This is a genomic window from Pantoea sp. SGAir0430 (assembly GCF_043549295.1).
On sequence record NZ_CP039427.1, the window covers coordinates 1,866,587 to 1,889,529 of the forward strand.

General features: G+C 57.7%; 24 protein-coding genes, 1 tRNA gene and 1 pseudogene. 14 read left to right on the top strand and 12 right to left on the bottom strand.

The genetic code is table 11. From position 1 onward, the window contains the following. Positions 1–181: 181 nt before the first annotated feature. Positions 182–1,645, bottom strand: coding sequence for a sugar porter family MFS transporter (locus tag E7738_RS09045; protein ID WP_081316057.1), 1,464 nt, complete (start codon positions 1,643–1,645; stop codon positions 182–184). Positions 1,646–1,987: 342 nt separating this feature from the next. On the opposite strand from E7738_RS09045, the gene E7738_RS09050 reads away from it, so the two are divergent. Next, entirely contained in the window at positions 1,988–2,563 is a 576-nt protein-coding gene (locus tag E7738_RS09050; protein ID WP_262256338.1) for a TetR/AcrR family transcriptional regulator, read from the top strand. 23 nt (positions 2,564–2,586) lie between these two features. On the opposite strand, the gene E7738_RS09055 is transcribed toward E7738_RS09050, so the two are convergent. Both E7738_RS09055 and E7738_RS09060 read right to left on the bottom strand, forming a co-directional pair. Continuing rightward, positions 2,587–3,267 (bottom strand): BPL-N domain-containing protein, encoded by a 681-nt coding sequence (locus E7738_RS09055; protein WP_230201064.1) that lies wholly within the window; start codon positions 3,265–3,267, stop codon positions 2,587–2,589. Between the two features lie 299 nt (positions 3,268–3,566). Further along, positions 3,567–4,022 carry a MarR family winged helix-turn-helix transcriptional regulator gene (locus E7738_RS09060; protein ID WP_058757920.1) on the bottom strand — a complete coding sequence of 152 codons (456 nt, stop codon included), beginning with the start codon at positions 4,020–4,022 and terminating at the stop codon, positions 3,567–3,569. Between the two features lie 76 nt (positions 4,023–4,098). Here E7738_RS09060 and E7738_RS09065 point away from each other — a divergent pair, with 76 nt between their 5' ends. Further along, the gene (locus E7738_RS09065; RefSeq protein ID WP_262256341.1) at positions 4,099–5,178 is read left to right on the top strand and encodes an FAD-dependent oxidoreductase; all 1,080 of its coding nucleotides are present in this window, start codon (positions 4,099–4,101) and stop codon (positions 5,176–5,178) included. 31 nt (positions 5,179–5,209) lie between these two features. On the opposite strand, the gene E7738_RS09070 is transcribed toward E7738_RS09065, so the two are convergent. From E7738_RS09070 to E7738_RS09080, 3 genes are all read right to left on the bottom strand, one after another. Beyond that, a complete protein-coding gene (locus tag E7738_RS09070) occupies positions 5,210–5,425 on the bottom strand; it encodes a hypothetical protein (RefSeq protein WP_021508621.1) in 216 nt (71 codons plus the stop codon). 150 nt (positions 5,426–5,575) lie between these two features. Then, positions 5,576–6,001: a cell envelope integrity TolA C-terminal domain-containing protein gene (locus E7738_RS09075; protein WP_262256343.1), complete on the bottom strand. Its 426-nt coding sequence runs from the start codon at positions 5,999–6,001 to the stop codon at positions 5,576–5,578. Between the two features lie 359 nt (positions 6,002–6,360). After that, on the bottom strand, positions 6,361–7,905 hold the full coding sequence (locus E7738_RS09080; RefSeq protein ID WP_262256344.1) for a methyl-accepting chemotaxis protein: 1,545 nt from the start codon (positions 7,903–7,905) through the stop codon (positions 6,361–6,363). 805 nt (positions 7,906–8,710) lie between these two features. Between E7738_RS09080 and E7738_RS09085 the strand changes: the two are divergent. Further along, positions 8,711–8,869, top strand: a pseudogene (locus E7738_RS09085) (integrase); the annotation flags it as partial. Positions 8,870–8,884: 15 nt separating this feature from the next. Here the strand turns inward: E7738_RS09085 and E7738_RS09090 are convergent. Next, positions 8,885–8,961 (bottom strand) — tRNA-Arg (locus tag E7738_RS09090). 95 nt (positions 8,962–9,056) lie between these two features. After that, entirely contained in the window at positions 9,057–9,560 is a 504-nt protein-coding gene (locus E7738_RS09095; RefSeq protein WP_141496716.1) for a DUF1198 family protein, read from the bottom strand. A gap of 175 nt (positions 9,561–9,735) precedes the next feature. Here E7738_RS09095 and folD point away from each other — a divergent pair, with 175 nt between their 5' ends. Both folD and ybcJ read left to right on the top strand, forming a co-directional pair. Next, positions 9,736–10,602: a bifunctional methylenetetrahydrofolate dehydrogenase/methenyltetrahydrofolate cyclohydrolase FolD gene (folD, locus tag E7738_RS09100; protein ID WP_211726326.1), complete on the top strand. Its 867-nt coding sequence runs from the start codon at positions 9,736–9,738 to the stop codon at positions 10,600–10,602. Further along, positions 10,602–10,814, top strand: coding sequence for a ribosome-associated protein YbcJ (gene ybcJ / locus E7738_RS09105; RefSeq protein WP_262256345.1), 213 nt, complete (start codon positions 10,602–10,604; stop codon positions 10,812–10,814). The genes folD and ybcJ overlap by 1 nt, the downstream gene beginning before the upstream one ends. Before the next feature lie 82 nt (positions 10,815–10,896). Here ybcJ and cysS read toward each other — a convergent pair whose 3' ends face one another. Next, positions 10,897–12,282, bottom strand: a complete 1,386-nt coding sequence (cysS, locus tag E7738_RS09110; protein ID WP_262256346.1) for a cysteine--tRNA ligase — start codon at positions 12,280–12,282, stop codon at positions 10,897–10,899. Between the two features lie 218 nt (positions 12,283–12,500). Between cysS and ppiB the strand changes: the two genes are divergently transcribed. From ppiB to purK, 4 genes are all read left to right on the top strand, one after another. Continuing rightward, positions 12,501–12,995 (top strand): peptidylprolyl isomerase B, encoded by a 495-nt coding sequence (gene ppiB, locus E7738_RS09115; RefSeq protein WP_021508631.1) that lies wholly within the window; start codon positions 12,501–12,503, stop codon positions 12,993–12,995. Next, a complete protein-coding gene (locus E7738_RS09120; protein ID WP_262256347.1) occupies positions 12,995–13,711 on the top strand; it encodes a UDP-2,3-diacylglucosamine diphosphatase in 717 nt (238 codons plus the stop codon). Before ppiB ends, E7738_RS09120 begins: the two co-directional genes overlap by 1 nt. 133 nt (positions 13,712–13,844) lie before the next feature. Beyond that, the gene (gene purE / locus E7738_RS09125) at positions 13,845–14,354 is read left to right on the top strand and encodes a 5-(carboxyamino)imidazole ribonucleotide mutase (RefSeq protein WP_058769411.1); all 510 of its coding nucleotides are present in this window, start codon (positions 13,845–13,847) and stop codon (positions 14,352–14,354) included. After that, entirely contained in the window at positions 14,351–15,415 is a 1,065-nt protein-coding gene (gene purK / locus E7738_RS09130) for a 5-(carboxyamino)imidazole ribonucleotide synthase (RefSeq protein WP_058757935.1), read from the top strand. Before purE ends, purK begins: the two co-directional genes overlap by 4 nt. 261 nt (positions 15,416–15,676) lie before the next feature. Here purK and ybbP read toward each other — a convergent pair whose 3' ends face one another. Both ybbP and ybbA read right to left on the bottom strand, forming a co-directional pair. Continuing rightward, entirely contained in the window at positions 15,677–18,094 is a 2,418-nt protein-coding gene (ybbP, locus tag E7738_RS09135) for a putative ABC transporter permease subunit YbbP (RefSeq protein ID WP_262256348.1), read from the bottom strand. Further along, positions 18,091–18,777, bottom strand: coding sequence for a putative ABC transporter ATP-binding protein YbbA (gene ybbA / locus E7738_RS09140; RefSeq protein ID WP_132466483.1), 687 nt, complete (start codon positions 18,775–18,777; stop codon positions 18,091–18,093). The genes ybbP and ybbA overlap by 4 nt, the downstream gene beginning before the upstream one ends. On the opposite strand from ybbA, the gene tesA reads away from it, so the two are divergent. The 5 genes from tesA to E7738_RS09165 all read left to right on the top strand — a co-directional run bounded on the left by tesA (position 18,745) and on the right by E7738_RS09165 (position 22,547). Further along, complete coding sequence (tesA, locus tag E7738_RS09145) at positions 18,745–19,371, top strand: multifunctional acyl-CoA thioesterase I/protease I/lysophospholipase L1 (RefSeq protein ID WP_021508637.1); 627 nt, start codon at positions 18,745–18,747, stop codon at positions 19,369–19,371. The genes ybbA and tesA overlap by 33 nt on opposite strands. A gap of 31 nt (positions 19,372–19,402) precedes the next feature. Continuing rightward, positions 19,403–20,176: an SDR family oxidoreductase gene (locus E7738_RS09150; protein ID WP_132466477.1), complete on the top strand. Its 774-nt coding sequence runs from the start codon at positions 19,403–19,405 to the stop codon at positions 20,174–20,176. 79 nt (positions 20,177–20,255) lie between these two features. Next, on the top strand, positions 20,256–21,110 hold the full coding sequence (locus tag E7738_RS09155) for a thioredoxin family protein (RefSeq protein WP_021508639.1): 855 nt from the start codon (positions 20,256–20,258) through the stop codon (positions 21,108–21,110). A gap of 64 nt (positions 21,111–21,174) precedes the next feature. Beyond that, entirely contained in the window at positions 21,175–22,089 is a 915-nt protein-coding gene (locus E7738_RS09160; protein ID WP_021508640.1) for an SPFH domain-containing protein, read from the top strand. After that, a complete protein-coding gene (locus E7738_RS09165) occupies positions 22,089–22,547 on the top strand; it encodes an NfeD family protein (protein ID WP_058775251.1) in 459 nt (152 codons plus the stop codon). Before E7738_RS09160 ends, E7738_RS09165 begins: the two co-directional genes overlap by 1 nt. Here E7738_RS09165 and cueR read toward each other — a convergent pair. Then, a complete protein-coding gene (gene cueR / locus E7738_RS09170; RefSeq protein WP_058775250.1) occupies positions 22,523–22,939 on the bottom strand; it encodes a Cu(I)-responsive transcriptional regulator in 417 nt (138 codons plus the stop codon). The genes E7738_RS09165 and cueR overlap by 25 nt on opposite strands. Positions 22,940–22,943 lie beyond the last annotated feature (4 nt).

The window sequence follows — 22,943 nt, forward strand, 5'->3', positions numbered from 1 at the left end:
CGTTGATGAGAACCTCACGTCACACTGTAGACCCTATTGAGCGAACCGGTGCAGGCAAGTTCTGAAATGAAGCCTGTAACAGGATTTATTTTAGCGAGCATGAAAAAATGCCGCGGCGGGTGTCGCGACAAAGGTTTTTGTCGGCAGGCGCTGACGCAACCTGCCGCAGCATGACGACGATTCAGCCTGATGACGCGGCTTGATCCGCAGGTTCACCAAAATGCTCGCGCATGTGGGATTCAATTTCTTCCAGTGATTTCCCCCGGGTTTCCGGTAACATCACGGCAATAAACACCAGAGAAGCCACATTGATTGCGGCAAAGATAAAGAACGCCTTATTACCCACCAGCGACAACAAAGGCGGAAACGCCAGCGCCACCACGGCGTTGCATATCCACTGAAATGCTACCGCTGAACCGGTTAATACCCCGCGAACTTTCATCGGAAACAACTCCGACATCAGCAGCCAGTAAACCGGGGAAATGCACATCTGCATAAAGAACAGAAACACCAGAATACACGCCAGCGCCAGCAGGCTTTGCGTCAGGCTTTGTGGCATGAGAACCAGCACCGCGCCCAGCGCCAGCTGCATCGCAATCACCACCGACAGCCCGGTCATCAGCATCGGGCGCCGGCCGAAATGACTGATGGCTTTAATACCGGCAAAGGTGGCCAGTACCGATACCACCCCGTTGCCGATAGTGGCCGCAATCGAAGCACTGGTGCCCAGCCCGGTACTTTTCAGAATGACTGGCGTGTAATACATGAAGGCGTTGACGCCGGTAAACTGCGCGACGATGCCCATGCCGCAGCCCAGCAGCAGCAGACGCACAATCCATTTCTCTTTTAACAATTCGCGCGCAGGTGGCCCCTGACGGGCTTCGCGGGCATTCTGCCGCATCTCTGCCATCTCTTTTTTAATCTCGCGCGGATTTTCCCGCAGTTTGCGCAGGATACGCAGCGCCTCATTAAAGCGTCCTTCCGCCACCATCCAGTGCGGTGAAGCCGGGACAAAAAAGGTGCCAATAAACAGCAGAATGCCGGGGATCATCGCCAGCGACAGCATATAGCGCCACATGCCCGGATCGTGCAGTAACAAACTCATGGCGGCGCTGACGACATAAGCCAGCAGTTGCCCTGACACAATCATCAGTTCGTTGCGGCTGACCAGCGGTGCCCGGCGCTTTGGACCGGCAATTTCAGCGATAAAGACCGGAACCGTTGACGATCCGCCGCCCACCGCGAAACCCAGAATAAAGCGCATCACCACCATGATTTCCAGATTCGGCGCAACCGTGGTGCCTAACGCCCCGGCAATGAACAACAGGGCAAGGCTGCGTAACGTGATACGGCGACCAAAGCGGTCCGAGACATAACCGCTGATGAACGCGCCGAGCGCGGAGCCAAAGGTGAGCGCAGAGGTCACCAGCCCTTCGGTAAATGGCGTGAGATCGAGACCGCCCTGCGCGGCGGGCAGCGTCATGTAGGGCAGCGCGCCGGAAATAATGCCGGTGTCGTAGCCAAACGCCAGCGCGCCCATCGTGGCGACTAACACCACAAAAAACAGGCGCTGCTGAACAGTAAATGTCAGGCTGCCGCTATCATCGGATTGAGACTGCGAAGGATTTTGCTTGCTATCGTCCATGGGTGATTCAAGACCTGGTCAATGACGGGATAAAAAGGAGGTTTGAGTATAGTCAGAAACGAGAAAGTGTGAGGCTGGTCACGATTTTTGCCGGATGGCGACGGAATAAAATCCTGCACCGCCCTGACTGCACAGCGCATGTTTGCGCCGCAGCCGCGCGCTCGCACTGCGCTCAAACCCTGGCTGGCCTGCTGAAATCCCGCCCCCGACAGGGGGAAAATTTTCTGCTAAGGTACGCTGGCTGGTTAATGAGAAACACGCTGAGGCGTAACGCAGAAAGGCAGGTCCGGTGACAGGTTGCTGAATTAACGTTCAGGAAAACGGTGTCTTTTAAGGTAGAACGTGAAAAAAGAAACGGTTAAGAAAAATATCATTCTCGCGGCGCTGCAGCTTTTTCGGGAGCGCGGCTTCAACAATGTTTCAACCCGCGATCTGACCAATACGCTGGGCATATCCCGCAGCCATATCTACCACTATTTCAAAAACTGGGATGCGCTGAGGCTGGACTCGATTGCTTTCATGCTGGATGAGGACGTTGCCGCTTTCTCTGTAGAGAGCGAAAAGAGGGATGATTCACAGCATGACACCTTTTTTCGTGCGCTGGTGGATTATCTCCTGCCAGACGGGCCGGCCTCTAACTGGTTGATCTACCTCGAGTTATGGCCGCTAGCGGCAAGGGATAAGCAATTTGAGCAGCTGCTGCTCTCCAGCATGCAGACGTGGACGGCGATCATCCGTCAGGGCTTATCCGGCCAGGCATTTGGCCACCTCAGCGAAGCAGATAAAGACGAGGTGGCGCGTAATCTTCACGCCCTGATTGACGGTTACTCAAGCGCGCTTATTCTTAACTACTCTGCGGATAAGCGGACACATTTTTTTCTTGAGATAATGGCCGCCTTGCAGAAACTTTGTCGCTAGCGGGGATTTTTCCACATAGCCGCTTACCTCCCGGGCTTTAAATCATTAAACAGCCTGGCCATCTTGCTGCCGGCTGAGGTGTAGGCCGGATTGTTTTTCTCCGGCGCCATCCAGCTTTCATCCGCTTCCGGATGCGGTCCGCTCAGGAGCACCGTGCCTTTGCCGTAAGTATATTTCGCCAGCGCGATATCACCGTTGGCATAGCGCGCCAGTGCGACGAAGCCGTGCGCGTCTTCGGCATTCAGGTAAGGACCATCCTGATAATAAAATTTTTCGGTTTTACCCTGCCAGACAACATCGACAACGTAATCGCCCTCGTCGGGTATGTTAGTCCCCTTGCGCATGACTTCCGAGTCCAGCGATGAGGGGATCAGCCCCAGCCAGTTTTCATCGGCCAGATACGCGCCCATGCACAATCCGAGAAAGCTTTTTCCATTGCGGACAAATTTGCGTATGGCCTCAGCCCCTTCGTCGCCCAGCGCAGCAAAGGCGCCGGGGATGTCCTGCCCGCCTCCGGGCTGGATGTACACATCAAAAGTGGCGAGATTATCCTCCGTGACCTTTATTTTTTCCTGCTCTCCGACATACGCGATGTCCAGCGGCAGACCGCTCTGTTCCAGCGATTTACGGACCATTTCGGAGCAGCCCGGACAGCCGGCACCGCCGCGATAGATAGCGACATGGGTGACGGCAGCACTGGCCATATTCGCGGTGGCTAACCCGCCGGCAAGCAGAATGGCAGCATACGTCAGAAGGTTCTTCATCAAATAACGCCAGAAACGGGAGGAGGCTCTCAGTAACATTGTTTTCACCATCAGCGGCAGGACCAGGCTCAAAATTAGAGCGACCGCTCAATTTAGGGCCAGCACGAAGAGGCTGTCAACAGCCTGACAGCGCGAAAAATACAAACCCCTGTTTTAATTAATCTTTCACATAATCCCTTCAACGGCTGCCGCGATTGTGCAGGTTGCAGAAGGAGTGTCTGAAGCTGATCGGCCGGGAATTATTCGATAAAACCGCTGGCTGACTGCCGTAACCGCCCGGTGATGGCGATCAGCCCTTCGATGTCTTCCGGCGTCAGCAAATCGAGGAAATTTCGCCGCACGCCCGCGGCATGTATCGGCCGCGCTGTAGCAAGCAGCTGGCTCCCGGCCTCTGTCATGCGGACTGAAATCCCTGCGCGAGTCGCGCGGCTGCGCTGTACCAGATCCCGGGCGGCCATACGTGAAAGCTGGTGCGATAGCCGCGACTTGTCCCATTCAAGGTATTCCAGCAGCTCACGCTGCAGCAGTACGCCCTGCGGACTGCGGTTGATTTCCATCAGGATCATGAAATCCGGGCCGGACAACCCGGTCGCCTCATTGATCTCTCTGACAATGCGTCCGGTGATGATTTCAGCAAGCCGGCGATATCCGCGCCATGCCTGCCACTCTGCGTCTGAAATCTCTGTGCTGCCCATTATTTATCCCGCCACGTAGTTGATATGTCAACTTTGTGATTATACAGTATCCACTTTACATCGGGGAAGAACAGACATGTCGGACAAACTGACTATCGCTATCGTGGGCGGCGGCCCGGCAGGCCTCACGGCGGCCGTGATTCTTCAGCGCCACGGTTTTAACGTGACGGTGTTTGAGGATGAGCCGGCGGATGCTGCGCGGAGTCAGGGCGGCTCACTGGATTTGCATGCTGACAGCGGCCAGGTGGCGCTGCGCAGAGCGGGCCTGCTGGAGCAGTTCATCAGTATCGCCAGGCATGAGGATCAGGAAAGCCGGATGCTGAATTACCTTACCGGAGACATTGAGGTCGACAAATTCACGCCGGAAGGTGAAATGGATAAACCGGAAATCGATCGCGGCGAGTTGAAAAACCTGCTGCTGAGCGCCCTGTTACCACAGACCCTGCAGTGGGATCACAAACTGCATTACGTTGACGATTGCCAGCAAAAAGCGCACGGGCTGGTATTCAGAAACGGCAGGCGCTACGAAGCCGATATTGTGATTGGTGCTGACGGTGCCTGGTCGCGGGTCCGCCGTTATCTGACACCGGTACGTCCGGTTTATACCGGTATTACCTTTTTCGAAGGCTGGATAGATCACCCGTCCGACCAAATCAACGGCATTGCCGGCAACGGGACCGCGTTCAGCTTTGGCGGTGCGCAGGCGCTGGTCACGCAACGCAACGGCGGCGGGAGGATTTGCGTCTATGCGGCGATGAAGCGCGCCCCTGATGTCATCGATCAACACATAACCTCCTCCGGCCTCACCGCCTGGGTGCGCGACAGCTACCGCGACTGGGCCGCTTCCCTGCAATTGGTGGTTAACGCCACCGGTGACTATGTCAGGCGCCCGATTTACAGCCTGCCCGCCGATTTTGGCTGGGCACCACGGCCGGGCATCACCCTGATTGGCGATGCCGCTCACCTGATGCCGCCGGTTGGCGTGGGAGTCAACCTGGCGATGCTTGATGCTTCAGACCTGGCTCTGGCACTGTGCGAGGCTTCGCACCCGCAGAACGGACTGCGCTCTGCGGAGACCCTGATTATGGAACGCGCACGCGACATGATGCCTGATGCAATAGCGGGGTTTCAGAATTGGTTCGATGAGAAAGCCTGACACCAGTTTTACGTGACCAGCCACCCGCGGTTTACTGTTGCTTTTGTTCCGCCTCTTTCTGTTTTTTGGCGGCCATGTGGTGGCCCACCGCGCAGCCCGCTGCCGCTCCGGCAACGCCATGATGAACCAGATGACCTGCCACGCCGCCAGCGACGGCGCCTTTCAGACACCCTTTTGCCTCTGCCTGGGCGCTAACGACTAAAAGAAGGCCTGCCGCTGCCAGGGCCGCAATCCACTGTTTTTTCATTGCCTTGAATCTCCATAAAGATACGTGTTATGTCAGTAATGCTGAGCATAGCCTGGCAGAACTGACGGCGTGATATACAGGGGTTAAACGGCAAACTTTGTTACCTATGGTTACGCTTATGCAGCAACGGTCTGATCGGGAGAAAGCCAGTCAGGGCGCAAAACGCACCGGTATCTTTTCTTTCAGATACGCAGGCCGCATGGGAAAGGTATTGGCATCTATCGCCTGCTTTACCGCATCGATAGCGACGGCGCACAGATCAGCATCTCCGGCCTGCGCAGTGACGTTTGTCGGTGGCTGACCTAAGGGCTGCGTAATGACCAAATCACAGGTCTTACCGTGATATAAATTCGCGTCAAAAAACCGATACTGTATTGCGGTAACGGCCTGACAAAGCCACAGATGAGTATCTTTATTTGCTATTTGCGAGGAGGTTTGCGATTCGCACTGGCTTCTTATCTCGGAAGCGGTTGGAAACCTGAATGACTGCCTTGCTGTTTGTTTAGTATGGGACTGGCAGCCGACTAATAACATGACGGCGATAAGTGAGAGTGTTTTTTTCATCATGGCATCCATGCAAATCATTTATGCATTTATAGCATCCCGGACAGATTGCGGAAACCGTGCCTGCTATCGGGTTGCTTTCGCATTGGCAGCGAATACTCACCCCAGCAACCGACCGCATTCCAGATGTGAGAATAAACAGCGTAACGTCTCATGCCAATTCGCAGACCCCATCAAAGGTTGCGAAATAAGGCCAGCGTGTTTTGGCCAGCCTGACATGCAGGGATAGGTTTCTGTTGAAAGGTCGGGACGGCTGCAGAATAAATTCAGCAAAGATCTTTCCGCCCCACCCGACTCAATCCCCAATATGCACGTGATTTATTGAGCGTCCTTAGTCTGATTTCTACTCAGGAACGCTGAGCCCTTTTACGTCAGACACGAAATGTGTCCACCATCCCCCGCAGAGCGTGCGCCTGCTCAGAGAGAGACTGAGACGCCGAAGAGGACTCTTCAACCAGCGCAGCGTTATTCTGCGTGACACCATCCATCTGACTTACCGCAATGCTAACCTGAGAAATGCCCTGCATCTGTTCTGAAGAAGCCAGTGAAATATTATCCATGGCCTCTGCCAGTTCGCCCACCATGCTGACAATCTTCAATATGCTCTGCCCTGTACCTGCTGCCACCTCAACGCCGCTTTCGACCTGCTCAACGGCCTGTTCAATCAGCTGTTTGATGTCGCGAGCAGCATTTGCACTGCGCTGTGCAAGCGTTCTGACTTCACCGGCAACCACGGCAAAACCGCGTCCTTCTTCACCTGCCCGGGCGGCCTCCACCGCTGCGTTGAGCGCCAGAATGTTGGTCTGGAAGGCAATGCTTTCGATCACGGAGGTGATGTCCCGTACCTTTGTCGCGCTCAATGAGATCTCATTCATGGTTTCAGACATACGCTGTACGTCGGCCTCACCTGCGCGTGCCAGCGTTGCCGCATCCCGGGCAGACCCAGCGGTCTGCTGCGCGCCGGCCGTATTACTTTTCACGGTGGCGGTAAGCTGCTCCATACTGGCCGCAGTTTCCTGCAGCGCTGCAGCCTGCTCCTCGGTGCGGGATGACAATTCTGTATTGCCCTGTGATATCTCATCCGCCGCCAGCGCCACTGAAGCAGCAGAGTCTTTTATCTTTGACACCAGACCACGCAGGTTTGCCTGCATGCCATCCAGAGAAGCCATCAGGCTGGTACTGTCATTGTTTCGCAGCGTTACAGGCGTCGTCAAATCGCCAGAAGCAATGGTCGCCGCAAGAGTCTGCGCCTGCACTGGCTCACCGCCCAGCTGGCGCATCAGTACGCGAATGGTCATAACGCACGTTCCCACTGCCAGCAGTGCTGATGCGGCCGCGAGCAACATCAGGATCAGCGATGCCCGGCGTGTCGCCTGACTGTTGGTTTCAACAGCGGACTGCGTATTTTTCATCTGGACCAGCGTCATGTCATTAAGCGCTTTGAGCAAGGTACTCTGCACCGGGCGCGTGACGTTCAGCAGATAGGCAGTGGCTTCCTCAGCACGATTTTCAAGCCCGAGCCGGCCAGCCTGCTTCAGCGACGAAAGTGCAGGCTCCTCAGCTTCAGTAATGCGGCTCATGACTTCCCGCCCCTGCGGTGTTGAATCCTCCTGCATCACCTCAACCAGAGCCTTACGGCTGGCTATATACTGCGCTTCTTGTTTTTGTACGCGCTCCCATTCAGGCTTCATTGCCTCAATATCTGTTAAGAGCGCCAGGTTACGAACCGCAATGCCCATATCCCTGATGCTGCCACGCATATCCAGCACCAGCTGATACTTTTTCATTTTGACGTTAACCGCATCGTCCATACCTTTGCTCGCATTACTCAGAGCGTTGAGCGCAATGCCGGTACAGATAATAAAAAGTACAACAAGCAGGCCAAAGCCCGTTGCAAGTCGGGTGGATATTTTCATATTAATTCTCGCTGTAAGTAGATGAGAGTGTCAGATATGAATGTGTTATCGGCATTGTGTGACGCAGATTCATCCCCCGGAATAGTTAATTTTAAAATTTATTTCGGACTAGTTAATCAGATTTATGCTGGCTGCGTATCGCTATATTAGTGACATTTTCATTGGAAAATTAATCTCAGGATTTTTAGCGACATCATTGTTGCGTGCAGATAATCAATGCTCTTCAAAAATCCGCCCGCACCAGGAAATTTTTCACTGATATGCTATTGCTGATACCCTTGTCTTTTCCTGGCGCAAGGATTATTATTTTGCACAAAAAAAACAACCCATTGATTAAATGAAAAAATTACAGGGGAACCCTCTTAAATAAACATTCCCCTCACCAACGCAAAACACCTGTTATCATTCAACCGTAAATTCACTAAACCAGGACGAAATAAATAGCGTTCGAAATTTCCATAAAAAAAAGATTAATTATTATTTAGTATCCCTGCATAAAAGGTGACAGGTTGATATTAACGGCCGTAAGTATTTAGCAGGAATGGCCTGACGCGATCCCGAGTCAGGTGCCATAATTATTTCTAAAATATTTTCAATGAATATCGTCATCCGCGCCTGACTGACAGCGGTTCAGAAAATCTGTCTGGCAGGAAACATCGCATCTATCCTGAATGGTCAGGTTAACGTATATAATTCCTGTCTAAAAAGGCATCGCACGTTGACTGTCAGCGGGAATAATTCATCAGGGTGCTTATGCCTTAGTGAGCTGGCGTTTCGCCCATCTCTGTGCTCTGGCATCAGCACCGAGATGGGCGAATGGAAGCGCATCGAAATGGTTCGCAGGTATGCTCACCTGGCACCAAATCACCTGACGGAACATGCGCGCAAAATTGACTCACTTTTAGGGGGTAACGACACAAATACGACACAAGGAGAAAATCAGGTAGGGTTGAAGCTTGCGTAGGTCATTGATTTTGCTTGGCACGCCCTACAGGATTCGAACCTGTGACCTACGGCTTAGAAGGCCGGTGCTCTATCCAGCTGAGCTAAGGGCGCATAGAAGATGCGTCGGATTATACGTCGGCACGCTGGCGCGTCAACGTTTTTGCCGCCAACAGACGGCAGAGTGTCGAGGGAATGAACAATTCGCCTTAATGACGCTGACGCCACTCACTCAGCGAGACCAGATTACTCACCTCCGCGGATTCCCCTTCCAGTTCAATCCCCTGCGGCGTAAAGCGCGCATTATACTGCTCGCGTAATGCATGCAGCTCCTGGCTGTCCGGCTCCAGCTGACGCAGGAATCCCAGCGCCAGCAACAGCTGCTGCCGTGAAATAAGGGCGGAGAACCCCGCCTTAGTCAGAATGTGATGCCAGCGCTGTGCGTTCTCATCGCTGCCATCAACAATCAGCACCTGCCAGATCAGCAGCACTGCCGCGCCATTATTGAGATGCGCTTCGTTGTCGCCACGAATGTAATCGGTGAACTCATTTGCCGCCTCTTTGCCCATCTGCGCAAGCAGCGATTCAACGTGCACCGGCGGCAGCTGTAGCCGCTTGCTGAGCGCCTGCGCGGCGTGGCGCGAACCGGCGGTCAGCAGCTGAAATCCCACAACAAACACTATCGCCAGCGTGGCGAGCATCAACCAAATCATCACGTGTTCCACATCATTGCCTGGCGGGCATAATACGCGCTAAGCCTGGCGTGCGCCACGGCGAAAAATCGGGAAACCGATGGCGTAAACGAATCTGTGACTGACAGCCGCACGCGCTTCTGACAGAATAGGCGCCATCCCCGATTCAACTCTCTACAGATGGATTTCCTCTCTGATGGCAGCAAAAATTATTGACGGTAAAACGATTGCGCAGCAGGTGCGCCTTGAGGTTGCCGAAAAAGTGCAGCAGCGTCTCGCAGCCGGTAAACGCGCCCCTGGCCTGGCCGTGGTGCTGGTCGGTGAAAACCCGGCGTCGCAAATCTATGTCGCCAACAAACGCCGCGCCTGCGAAGAGGTCGGTTTTGTGTCGCGTGCTTATAACCTGCCTGCCAGCACCAGCGAAGCTGAACTGCTGGAGGTGATCGATCAGCTGAACAATGACGACGCTATCGACGGCATTCTGGTGCAGCTGCCGCTGCCGGCCGGGATCGACAACGTCAAAGTGCTGGAGCGCATCACGCCGGATAAAGACGTTGATGGCTTCCATCCTTATAACGTCGGTCGTTTGTGCCAGCGCGCCCCTAAGCTGCGTCCGTGTACGCCACGCGGCATCGTGACGCTGCTGGAGCGCTATAACATCGATACTTACGGCCTGAACGCCGTGGTGGTTGGCGCATCAAATATCGTCGGTCGCCCGATGAGCATGGAACTGCTGCTGGCCGGCTGCACCACCACTGTCACTCACCGTTTTACCAAAGATCTGCGCCATCACGTTGAGCATGCCGACCTGCTGGTAGTCGCGGTCGGTAAGCCGGGCTTTATCCCGGGCGACTGGATTAAACCAGGTGCGATTGTGATTGATGTCGGCATTAACCGGCTGGAAAGCGGCAAAGTGGTCGGCGATGTGGATTTTGCGTCAGCCTCTGAGCGCGCGGCTTACATCACTCCCGTACCGGGTGGCGTTGGCCCGATGACGGTCGCCACGCTGATTGAGAACACGCTGCTGGCGTGCGAGCAATATCATGACGTGGAGCAGGCATAATGGCGAATTTTTCACTGGGTAAACATGCGCACGTTGATTTGTGCGATCTGCTGAAGCTGGAAGGCTGGGTGGAGAGCGGCGCGCAGGCCAAAGCGGTGATCGACGAAGGCGAAGTGCGTGTCGATGGTGCCATCGAGACGCGTAAGCGCTGCAAGATTTTTCCCGGTCAAACGGTTGAGTTTGCCGGTCAGCGCGTAACGGTTGTGGCCTGATTAGCCAGGTGCGCATGAATGCGCACCCTACACCCGTTGATCGCTGGTGATAAAATGGGCGAACCGCAGTTCGCCCTTTTTGTTATTTACGGCGCCAGCTTGACCCCTGCGGGCCATCTTCCACGATAACGCCCAGCTCATTCAGCTTGTCACGTGCGATGTCCGCCTGCGCCCAGTCTTTCGCGGCACGCGCATCGGCGCGGGTTTTCACCCAGTGTTCAATCTCCGCCACTTCATCGGCATTGACCTGTGCGCCACTCTGCAGGAACTGCTCCGGATCCTGCTGCAGAATGCCCAGCACATCGGCCAGCTGGCGCAGTTTCGCGGCCAGCGCATCGGCGGCGGCTTTATCTTCACCCTTCAGGCGATTGACTTCACGCGCCATATCGAAGAGCACCGAGTAAGCTTCCGGCGTGTTGAAATCATCGTCCATGGCGCTACGGAAGCGGGCTTCAAACGCCTCACCGCCAGCCGGCGTCGCGCTGGCATCGGTATGGCGCAGCGCGGTGTAAAGGCGCTCCAGCGCCGCGCGTGCCTGATTCAGGTTATCTTCGCCATAGTTAAGCTGGCTGCGATAGTGGCCGGACATCAGGAAGTAGCGCACGGTTTCCGCATCGTAGTGCTGCAGCACATCGCGCACGGTAAAGAAGTTGCCGAGCGATTTCGACATCTTTTCCCGGTCAACCATCACCATGCCGGAGTGCATCCAGTAGTTCACATACGGGCCATCATGTGCACAGGTCGACTGCGCCACTTCGTTCTCATGGTGCGGGAACATCAGGTCTGAACCGCCACCGTGGATGTCGAAATGGGTGCCAAGCTGTTTGCAGTTCATCGCCGAGCACTCAATGTGCCAGCCCGGGCGGCCGTTGCCCCACGGTGAGTTCCACGCCGGCTCATCAGCCTTGGACATTTTCCACAGCACAAAGTCCATCGGGTTGCGCTTCACTTCCGCCACTTCCACGCGCGCGCCGGCCTGCAGCTGTTCGAGATCCTGACGCGACAGCGCGCCGTAATCTTTATCGCTCAGCACATCAAACATCACGTCGCCGTTATCCGCCACGTAGGCATGGCCGCGATCGATCAGCTTGCCGACCAGTTCGATGATCTCCGCGATGTGGCGCGTGGCGCGCGGCTCCAGATCCGGCGGCAGAATACCCAGCGCGGCAAAATCTTTGTGCATTTCGGCGATCATCCGGTTGGTCAGCGTTTCGATGCTTTCCCGGTTTTCGTTGGCACGTTTAATGATCTTGTCATCGATATCAGTGATATTACGCACATATTTCAGCTTATAGCCCACGTAACGCAGGTAACGCGCGACCACGTCAAATGCCACAAAGGTACGCCCATGGCCGATATGACAGAGGTCGTAAACCGTGATTCCACACACGTACATACCGATTTCACCGGCATGAATGGGTTTAAATTCCTCTTTCTGGCGACTCAGGGTGTTATAGATCTTTAGCATTGAACGATTCCGTTGTTTACGTGTGCGGGATACGCCTTCTTGATGTAGCCGGTTATTGTGCCGTATTTTTCCGACTTGTGCATCGCTCGCTTCGCAACTGCCGTTGCCTTACTGACGCGTTATTGGAAATTGTGATATAAGAGGCGTCTACAAAAATGCCCCGCCGCCTTGCCGGTGCGGCAGTTGATACTGACGACAACCTCCACAGGACGAATATAATGGTCACTTTCCAGACGAACCATGGCGATATCGTAATCAAAACCTTCGATGACAAAGCGCCGGCTACCGTACAGAACTTCCTGGACTACTGCCGTGAAGGTTTCTACGACAACACCATTTTTCACCGCGTGATCAACGGTTTCATGATTCAGGGCGGCGGTTTCGAGCCGGGCATGAAGCAGAAAGCCACCAAAGCAGACATCCGCAACGAAGCCAATAACGGCCTGAAAAACACCAAAGGCACGCTGGCGATGGCGCGTACCCAGGCACCTCACTCGGCTACCGCACAGTTCTTCATCAACGTTGCCGATAACGACTTCCTGAACTTCCGTGACGAAAGCCTGCAGGGCTGGGGTTACTGCGTGTTTGCTGAAGTGGTTGAAGGCATGGACGTGGTCGAAAAAATCAAAGCAGTGAAAACCGGCCGCAGCGGCATGCACCAGGACGTGCCGGTTGATGACGTGATCATCCAGAAAGTGACCGTCAGCGAGTAATGTCGCGCACGCTGTTTATCGCAGATTTACATCTGTGTCAGGAAGAACCGGCAATCACTGCCGGTTTTCTGCATTTTTTGCAGCGGGAAGCGCAGCAGTGTGATGCGCTTTACATCCTTGGCGATCTGTTTGAAGCGTGGATTGGCGATGACGATCCTAATCCGCTGCATCAGCAGATCGCCGACGCCCTGCGTGCCCTGCCGGTGCCAAAATTCTTTATTCACGGCAATCGCGACTTCCTGTTAGGTCAACAGTTCGCCCGCGCCAGCGGCATGACGCTGCTGCCCGAAGAGCAGGTGCTGGAGCGCTATGGTCAGCGCGTGCTGATGATGCACGGCGATACACTGTGTACTGACGATCACGGTTATCAGCGTTTTCGCGCCAAAGTGCATCAGCGCTGGCTGCAGCGGCTGTTTCTCGCGCTGCCGTTGCGTCTGCGCATGCGCATTGCCGCGCGGATGCGGGCCGACAGCAAGCAGGCCAACCAGCACAAGTCACTGAGCATCATGGACGTCAATCCGCAGGCGGTAGCCGCGGCGATGACGCGCCAGCAGGTGCCGATCCTGATTCACGGCCACACCCATCGTCCGGCGATTCATCAGTTCGAGCTCGCCGGCACGCCAGCGCAACGCGCGGTGCTGGGCGCGTGGCATGAGCGCGGATCAATGATTCAGCTGGACGCACAGGGCGTGGAGTTAATCGAATTTCCTTTCTGATTGTTTGCGGCGGAAATGCCGGTTTTCCGCCTACGCAACCGTTTTCCTTGCCGCTGTCTCGTGCTATTCTCTGTGCCCTTCTTTACCTGCCCGCCCGGCCAGGTTCGTTTGATTATTCACAGGAGTTGACCGCATGTCATCCAACGCCGCCCCGGCCCGTATCGCCATCGTCATGGGTTCCAAAAGTGACTGGGCTACCATGCAGTTCGCCGAGGAAATCCTTAACAGCCTGGATGTCCCGTTCCACGTTGAAGTGGTCTCTGCGCATCGTACGCCAGATAAGCTGTTCAGCTTCGCAGAGCGCGCAGCCGACAACGGTTTTCAGGTGATCATCGCCGGTGCCGGCGGTGCGGCGCACCTGCCAGGCATGCTGGCGGCGAAAACCCTGCTGCCGGTGCTGGGCGTACCGGTACAGAGCGCAGCGCTGAGCGGCGTGGACAGCCTCTACTCCATCGTACAGATGCCGCGCGGCATTCCGGTCGGTACGCTGGCCATCGGTAAAGCCGGTGCCGCCAACGCCGCACTGCTGGCGGCGCAGATCCTGGCAATTCACGATCGCGAGCTGGCTGCACGCCTGGCCGCCTGGCGTCAGAGCCAGACCGATGAAGTGCTGAATAATCCGGATCCGCGGGAGGACGCATGAAGCCAGTTTGCGTACTCGGCAACGGTCAACTGGGCCGCATGCTGCGCCAGGCCGGCGAGCCGCTGGGCATCGCCGTGTATCCGGTCGGGCTGGACGCGGAGCCGTCAGCACTGCCGATCGCGCAAAGCGTGATTACGGCGGAAATCGAGCGCTGGCCGGAAACCGCGCTGACGCGCGAGCTGGCTAACCATCCGGCGTTCGTCAACCGCGATATTTTTCCGCGCCTCGCCGATCGCCTGACGCAAAAGCAGCTGCTCGACCAACTCAACCTGGCAACCGCACCGTGGCAGTTGCTGGCTGATAAAAGCGAGTGGCCGGCGGTATTTAGCACGCTGGGCGAGCTGGCGATCGTCAAGCGCCGCACCGGCGGCTACGACGGCCGCGGTCAGTGGCGCCTGCGCGCCGACGAAACCGCAACGCTGCCGGATGAGTGCTACGGCGAGTGCATCGTTGAGCAGGGTATTAACTTCAGCGGTGAAGTCTCGCTGGTGGGCGCGCGCGGGCACGATGGACGCACGGTGTTTTATCCGCTGACGCACAACCTGCATCAGGACGGCATTCTGCGTACCAGCGTTGCCTTCCCGCAGGCTGATGCCGCGCAACAGCAGCAGGCAGAAGCGATGCTGAGCGCGATCATGCATGAGCTGAAGTATGTGGGCGTGATGGCGATGGAGTGTTTCGTCACGCCGCAGGGCTTGCTGATCAATGAGCTGGCACCGCGCGTGCACAACAGCGGCCACTGGACGCAGAATGGCGCCTCTATCAGCCAGTTTGAACTGCACCTGCGTGCGGTGCTCGGTCTGCCGCTGCCGCAGCCGGTGGTGTTTGCACCATCGGTGATGGTCAACCTGATTGGCACCGACCTCAACACCGACTGGCTGCAGCAGCCGCTGGTGCATCTGCACTGGTACGACAAAGAAGTCCGCGCCGGACGTAAGGTCGGCCACCTGAATCTGACCGACAGCGATCCGGCACGCCTCACCGCCGCACTCAATGCGCTGGTACCGCTGCTGCCTGACGCCTATGCGAGCGGCATTGCGTGGGCCGTGGCGAAGCTGTAGTTCCGCGGTGTTCCCCTCACCCTTGCCCTCTCCCACAGGGAGAGGGGATTATACGGTGCGATTTTTCCGTTTGACGCTCACCTGAACGTTCTGAAGTGCAGAATCACGCATACGGGCCCGATCGGCTCCCTCTCCCGTGGGAGAGGGTATCATGCGCTGCGATTTTCTGTTTAACGCTCACCTGAACGCTCTGAAGTGCAGAATCACGCATACGGGCTCGATCGGCTCCCTCTCCCGTGGGAGAGGGCCGGGGTGAGGGCATCAGGCAGCGTCAAACCGCCTGAACAGCGCTTTCCCCTTCAGTAAGCGGACACCCAGCCAGCCGCCGCACAGCGACAGCAGCACCGCGCCGCACAGCGGCAGCGCCAGCCACAGCGTCCAGTCCGGCTGCCACGGGAAATCAAAAATCTTACGCTGAAGTCCCCACAGTGCCGCTTCCGCCCCCAGCGCCGCCGCGATTCCCGCGACCACGCCAAGCAGCGCAAACTCACACCACAGCGTGCCGCGCAGCAGGCGCTGGCTGGCACCGAGCGTGCGATACACCACCAGCTCCTGCCGGCGCTGGCGCATGCCGACCTGGATCTGCGCCAGCAGCAGCAACACACCGCAAACCGTCACCAGAATCACCATGATCTCCAGCGCCTGGCTCACCTGCGCCAGCACCTGTCCAATCTGCTTCAGCATGCTGCCGACATCCAGCAGGCTCAGCGTCGGGAACGCGCGGTTAAGCTGCGCCAGCAGCGCGGGATCGTTCGCCATGCGGAAGCTGGTCAGCCAGGTTTGTGGCTGCTGATCGAGCGCGCCCGGCGGGAAGATAAAGAAGAAGTTTGGCCGCAGGCTCTCCCAGTCGACCTTGCGCAGACTGGTGATGGTCGCACTGAACTGCTGCGTATCGCCGCTAAATGTCAGCCTGTCGCCGAGCCTGACGCCCAGACGATCGGCCAGCTCGACCTCCATCGAGACTTCACCGGCTTTCGGCGGCCAGCTGCCGGCCACCAGCGGATTGTGATCCGGACGCTCCGCCTGCCACGTCAGATTAAGCTCGCGATTCAGCGCGTTATCCAGGTTGGGATCGGCCGGCTTGCCGTTCAGCTCAGTGAGCCTTGCCCGCACGATCGGATAGAAGGTACCGGCGTTAACCTGATGCTGCCGCAGGAACTCGTCTACCTGCGGCACCTGCTGCTGGGTCAGATTGAGCAGAAAATAGTTGGGCGCATCCGCCGGTAATTGCTGCTGCCAGCGATCGAGCAGATCGCCGCGCAGCACCAGCAATAACGCCAGCAGCATAAAAGAGAGCGAAAATGCCGCCAGCTGGCTGAGCGTCATGGCTGGCTGACGCAGCAGACGGTTGATCGCCAGGCGCAGCGCCAGATTACGCACCACCAGTCTGCGCAGCAGCAGGAGCGTGCCCCAGCCGAGCAGCGCCAGCAGCAGTGCCAGCATCACCACGCCAGCCAGCAGCGCCCACAGCATTTTGCTGCCGCCCATCAGCAGCGCAAGGAGCGCTACCACCACCAGCGCCATCACCGGCAGATAAATACGCAGCGGCCATAGCGTGGCTACCGCATCACGACGCAGCACGCGCAGCGGCTGTGTGGCCATCAGCAGACGGTACGGACGCAACCCGACCAGCAGCGAGATCACCACCAGCGCGCCAATCGCCCACAGCCACGGCCAGACGCTGGCAGCCGGTAAAGCGGCGGGCAGCACCGGTTTAAGCATTATCAGCAGCGCGACTTCAATGCCCTGCCCCAGCGCACTGCCGGCGATGGCCGCCAGCAGCAGCACGGCCAGCCACTGACCGATAATCAGCCGCTGCAGCGATTTACGCGTGGCGCCCAGCGTTTTCAGCACCGCCACCAGATCGTAACGGCTGCGGCAGTAATGACTCATGGCGACCGCCACTGCGGCAATCGCCAGCAGCAGGGTTAACAGCGCCGAGAGCAACAGGAACTGCTGCGCACGCTGCATTGAGCGGCCCAGCGCATCCTCGGAATTCTCCACGCTGATCCAGCGCTCGCCGGCCTGCAATTGCGGCTGAATCCAGCGATCATAGCGCGCCAGCGGTGCCGCCTCGCCGGAGAACTTATAGCGCCAGCTCAGCCGGCTACCGGGCTGGATGGCGCCGGTTTTCTCCACGTCAGCAAGGTTCATCAGCAAACGTGGCGCCGTCTGAAACGGATTAAATCCGCCGTCCGGCTCCTGAATCACTTCGCCGGCAATGCGCAGCGTGGTATCGCCCACGTCAATGCGGTCACCGACCTTAAGGTTAAGCAGCGCCAGCAGACGCGGTGCGGCCAGCACCGTTCCGGCCACCGGACGCAGGCCGGGCGGATCCGTCTGCAGGGTGCCGAACATCGGGTACGCATCATCGACCGCTTTGACATCGGCCAGCTGCGGCGTCTCCTGCGCAAAGGTCATGGTCATAAAGCTGAGCTGCCGGCTGACCGCCAGCCCCTCTTCGCGCGCTTTGTCCAGCCACGCATCCGGTGCCGGTTTACTGCTGCGCAGCGTGCGGTCGCCGGCCATAAAGTCACGGCTCTGCTGGCTCAGCCCTTTCTCCATGCGATCGCTAATGGAGCCCAGCGCCAGCACGCAGGCCACTGCCAGCGTCAGCGCCAGCCAGACAATCAGCAGCGAGGGCGAACGCCACTCGCGCCAGAACCAGCGCCAGATCATGCTTCCTCCCACAGCTTGCCGTCGCGCAGTCGCAGGCGACGATCGCAGCGTGCCGCCAGCTGCTCATCGTGCGTCACCAGAATCAGCGTGGTGGCAAAATCGCGGTTGAGCGAAAACAGCAGATCGGCGATGCGATCGCCGGTTTTGCGATCGAGGTTACCGGTCGGCTCATCGGCAAACAGCAGGCCGGGACGGCCGCTGAAGGCGCGTGCCAGCGCCACGCGCTGCTGTTCGCCGCCGGAGAGCTGGGCCGGCAGATGGTTCAGACGATCTTTTAGTCCGAGCTGCGTCAGTAATTCAGTGGCCTGCGCGCGACTGTCGCGATCGCTGTCTCCGCGCAGCAGTGCCGGAAGCTGGACGTTCTCCAGCGCGTTGAGCGTGGGCACCAGCATAAAGGACTGAAACACAAAACCGACCTCACGCGCACGTAACGCGGCGCGCTGCTCTTCGTTCATCTGGTGCAGCGGCTGGCCCAGCAGATGCACTTCGCCGCTGCTGCCATCATCCAGTCCGGCGAGAATCCCCAGCAGGGTGGATTTCCCGGATCCCGACTCGCCGATCAGCGCCAGCGTCTCGGCTGGTTTGACAACCAGCTCAACTCCGGTAAGGATGGTCAGCTGATGCTCTCCCTGACCGACGGACTTAGTAAGATGATGAACTGCAACAATGTTTTCCGCTGGCATTATTCCTTCCTGTTGTTATTGCTGCTGCTGGTGTCGCGCATCGCCGCCGCCGATACCCTGCTGATTCTCGGCGATAGCCTGAGTGCCGGCTATCGCATGTCCGCCACCGCCGCCTGGCCGAGCCTGCTCGACAAAACCTGGCAACAGCAGCCCAAAGTGGTTAACGCCAGCATCAGCGGTGATACCGCCGGTCAGGGGCTGGCGCGGTTGCCGGGCCTATTAAAACAGCATCAGCCGCAGTGGGTGTTAATCGAATTGGGCGGTAACGATGGGCTGCGCGGCTTCCCGCCGCAAAACATCGCGCAGGATCTGAGTAAAATTATCGATCAGGTCAAAGCCGCTAACGCCCAGCCGCTGCTGATGCAAATTCGTCTGCCGGCTAATTATGGCCGACGCTACACCGACGCGTTCAGCGCGCTCTATCCGCGCCTCGCGCAGCAGTATCATATTCCGCTGGTACCGTTCTTTATGGAGCAGGTTTATCTGAAGCCGGAGTGGATGCAGCAGGACGGTATTCACCCCAATCCGGATGCGCAGCCGTTCATCGCCAACCTGATGGCTGAGCAACTGGCTCCGCTAGTTAAGCATGATTAACGCCGCGACGAGCCCAATGACAGGTAAAGATATGCAAAAGTCTGTATTAATTACCGGCTGCTCCAGCGGCATCGGTCTGGTGGCGGCCAACGATCTGCTGGCGCGCGGCTATCGCGTGCTGGCCGCCTGTCGCCGCGCCGACGATGTGGCGCGCATGGATGAGCTCGGCTTCACCGGCATCCTGCTGGATCTTGACGATCCGGCCAGCGTGGATGCCGCCGCCGATCGCGTGCTGGCCCTCACCGATCACTGCCTGCACGGGCTGTTCAATAACGGCGGCTTCGGCCAGTACGGTCCGCTGACCAGCGTGTCGCGTCAGCAGCTGGAGCAGCAATTCTCCACCAACTTTTTCGGCACCCACCAGCTGACGCTGCGCCTGTTGCCGGCGCTGCAAAATAGCAGCGACGGGCGGATTATCAACACCAGCTCGGTGCTCGGCCTGATTTCCACGCCGGGCCGCGGCGCTTATGCCGCCAGTAAATGGGCGCTGGAGGCGTGGAGCGATGCGCTGCGCATGGAAGTGCGCCACAGCGGCGTGCGCGTCAGCCTGATTGAGCCAGGCCCGATTACCACCCGGTTTACCGAAAACGTGCAGCAGGGCGAACGCGACAAGCCCGTGCGCAACCCCGGTATCGCCGCGCGCTTTAGCCTGCCACCGGAGGCGATTCTGCCGAAACTGCGGCATGCGCTGGAGAGTAAACATCCGCGCCTGCGCTATCCGGTGACGCTGGTCGCCTGGGCGATGAGTCTGCTCAAACGATTGCTGCCGGGCTGGATGCTGGATCGCATTTTACGCAGTAACTAAACTGCAAGCCGGAATTGAACTTGAAGCCGGGGCGTTTGCCCCCATATCCTCAACACACTTTCTGCCAAGAGACGTATTCATGTCACACGCTTTGATTATCGACATCAACGAATCCAACCTGCAGCAGACGCTGGAGCAATCGATGCAGCTGCCGGTACTGTTCTACTTCTGGTCGGAGCGCAGCCAGCACTGCCAGCAGCTGACGCCGGTGCTGGAGCGTCTGGCACAGGAGTACGCCGGCCAGTTTATTCTGGCGAAGCTGGATTGCGATAAAGAGCAGCTGGTGGCATCGCAGTTTGGTCTGCGCTCTCTGCCGACCGTCTACCTGTTCCAGAACGGCCAGCCGGTCGACGGCTTCCAGGGCCCGCAGCCGGAAGAGGCGATTCGCGCGCTGCTGGAGAAAGTCCTGCCGCGTGAAGAGGAGTTAAAGGCGCAGCAGGCGATGCAGCTGATGCAGGAAGGCAAGCCGCTGGATGCGCTACCGCTGCTGAAAGACGCCTGGCAGCTGAGCAATCAGAACAGTGAAATCGGTTTTCTGCTGGCAGAAGTCCTGATTACCCTGAACCGCAGCGAAGAAGCCGAAGCGGTGCTGGCTGTGGTGCCATTGCAGGATCAGGATACGCGCTATCAGAGCCTGATTTCGCAAATCGACCTGCTGAAACAGGCCGCCGACACGCCGGAGATCCAGCAGCTGCAGGAGCAGATGGCAAGCGAACCGGACAATGCCGGTCTGGCTGCTAAACTTGCGTTACAGCTGCATCAGGTGGGCCGCAATGAAGAAGCGCTGGAGCTGTTGTTAGGTTTTCTGAAGCGCGATCTCAGCGCCGGTGACGGCGAAGTGCGCAAAATGTTCCAGGAGATTCTGGCGGCCCTCGGCACCGGCGATGCCCTCGCCTCGCGCTATCGTCGCCAGCTCTACTCGCTGCTGTACTGACCGGTACCGCGCGGTAAACGGGCCGAAGCGACTCGGCCCGACAATCTGACAGCCAGGAGGTTATATGTTAACAGTGATTCCCGTCATCATCGTGCTCGCGCTGGTTACCGTGTGGGCCGGTGTCAAAATTGTGCCACAGGGCTACCAGTGGACGGTGGAGCGCTTTGGCCGCTACACCAAAACGTTGCCGCCCGGCCTGAATTTAGTCGTGCCGTTCATGGATCGTATTGGTCGCCGGATCAATATGATGGAGCAGGTTCTCGATATTCCCTCGCAGGAGATCATCTCCAAAGATAACGCCAACGTCACCATCGATGCAGTGTGCTTTATTCAGGTGGTAGATTCGGCGCGCGCCGCTTATGAAGTCAGCAATCTTGAGCTGGCCATCATCAACCTCACCATGACCAATATCCGCACCGTGCTCGGTGGTATGGAGCTGGATGAGATGCTGTCGCAGCGCGATAACATTAATACCCGCCTGCTGCACATTGTTGATGAAGCGACCAATCCGTGGGGGGTAAAAATCACCCGTATTGAAATCCGCGACGTGCGCCCGCCGCAGGAACTGATAGCGGCCATGAACGCGCAGATGAAGGCTGAGCGTACCAAACGCGCCGATATCCTCGCCGCCGAAGGCGTACGCCAGGCGGCCATCCTGCGCGCCGAGGGCGATAAGCAGTCGCAAATCCTTAAAGCGGAAGGCGAACGTACCTCCGCCTTTTTGCAGGCGGAAGCGCGCGAGCGTCAGGCCGAAGCCGAGGCCAACGCCACGCGGATGGTGTCAGAAGCCATCTCTGCCGGGGATATCCAGGCGATTAACTACTTTGTGGCGCAGAAATACACCGATGCCCTGCAAAAAATTGGCGAAGCGAATAACAGCAAAGTGGTGATGATGCCGCTCGACGCCAGCAGCCTGCTCGGCTCGGTGGCCGGTATCAGCGAGCTACTGAAAGAGAGTCGTCAGGAGCGCAAACCGTGATGCTGATGGAGCTGATTGCGCATCCGCACTGGTTCTGGCTCACGCTGGGCGGTTTACTGCTGGCTGCGGAGATGCTCGGCACCAGCGGTTACCTGCTGTGGAGCGGCGTGGCGGCGGTGCTGGTCGGGATCATTGAGTGGCTGTTTCCGTTCTCGTGGACCAGCCAGGGCATGCTGTTCGCCACTCTGACGCTGCTGTGCGTATTTCTTTGGTATCGCTGGATGCGCTTTCGCGAAAGTGCGCAGCAGCCCAATACGCTCAATCAGCGCGGCAGCCAGCTGATTGGCCAGCACCTGACGTTAGACAGCGCGCTAAAAGACGGCGTCGGTCATGTGCGCATTGGTGACAGCAGCTGGCGCGTGCAGGCGCAGGAAGATTTGCCGGCGGGCACGCCGGTGATCGTGACCGGCGTGTCAGGCATCACGCTGCTGATTCAGCCGCGTTTGCCGCCCTCCTGATTACCGCAGCCCGCCAGGTGATTGATGATGGGACATTCGGCACCGTCATCGCCCGGGCAGGCTGCAGCCAGTTCCAGCAGACGCGCGCGCATCGCGTGCAGCTCTTCAATATGCGCCGCGATCTCATCCGCCTTCTGCAGGGTGCGCGCTTTAACATCGGCACTGTGGCGCGCCGGGTTATTAAACAGCGCGACCAGTTCGCGACACTCCTCGAGCGTGAAGCCCACCTGCCGCGCCTGGCGCAGAAAATTGAGCTCATCCAGGTGGTGCGCGCCATAACTGCGATAGCCGTTGTCACTGCGTAACGGCGGCGTAACCACCCCTTTCTGTTCGTAAAAACGAATCGCTTTGCTGGTCAGCCCGGTTTTTTTTGCTACATCGCTAATGTTCATCTCT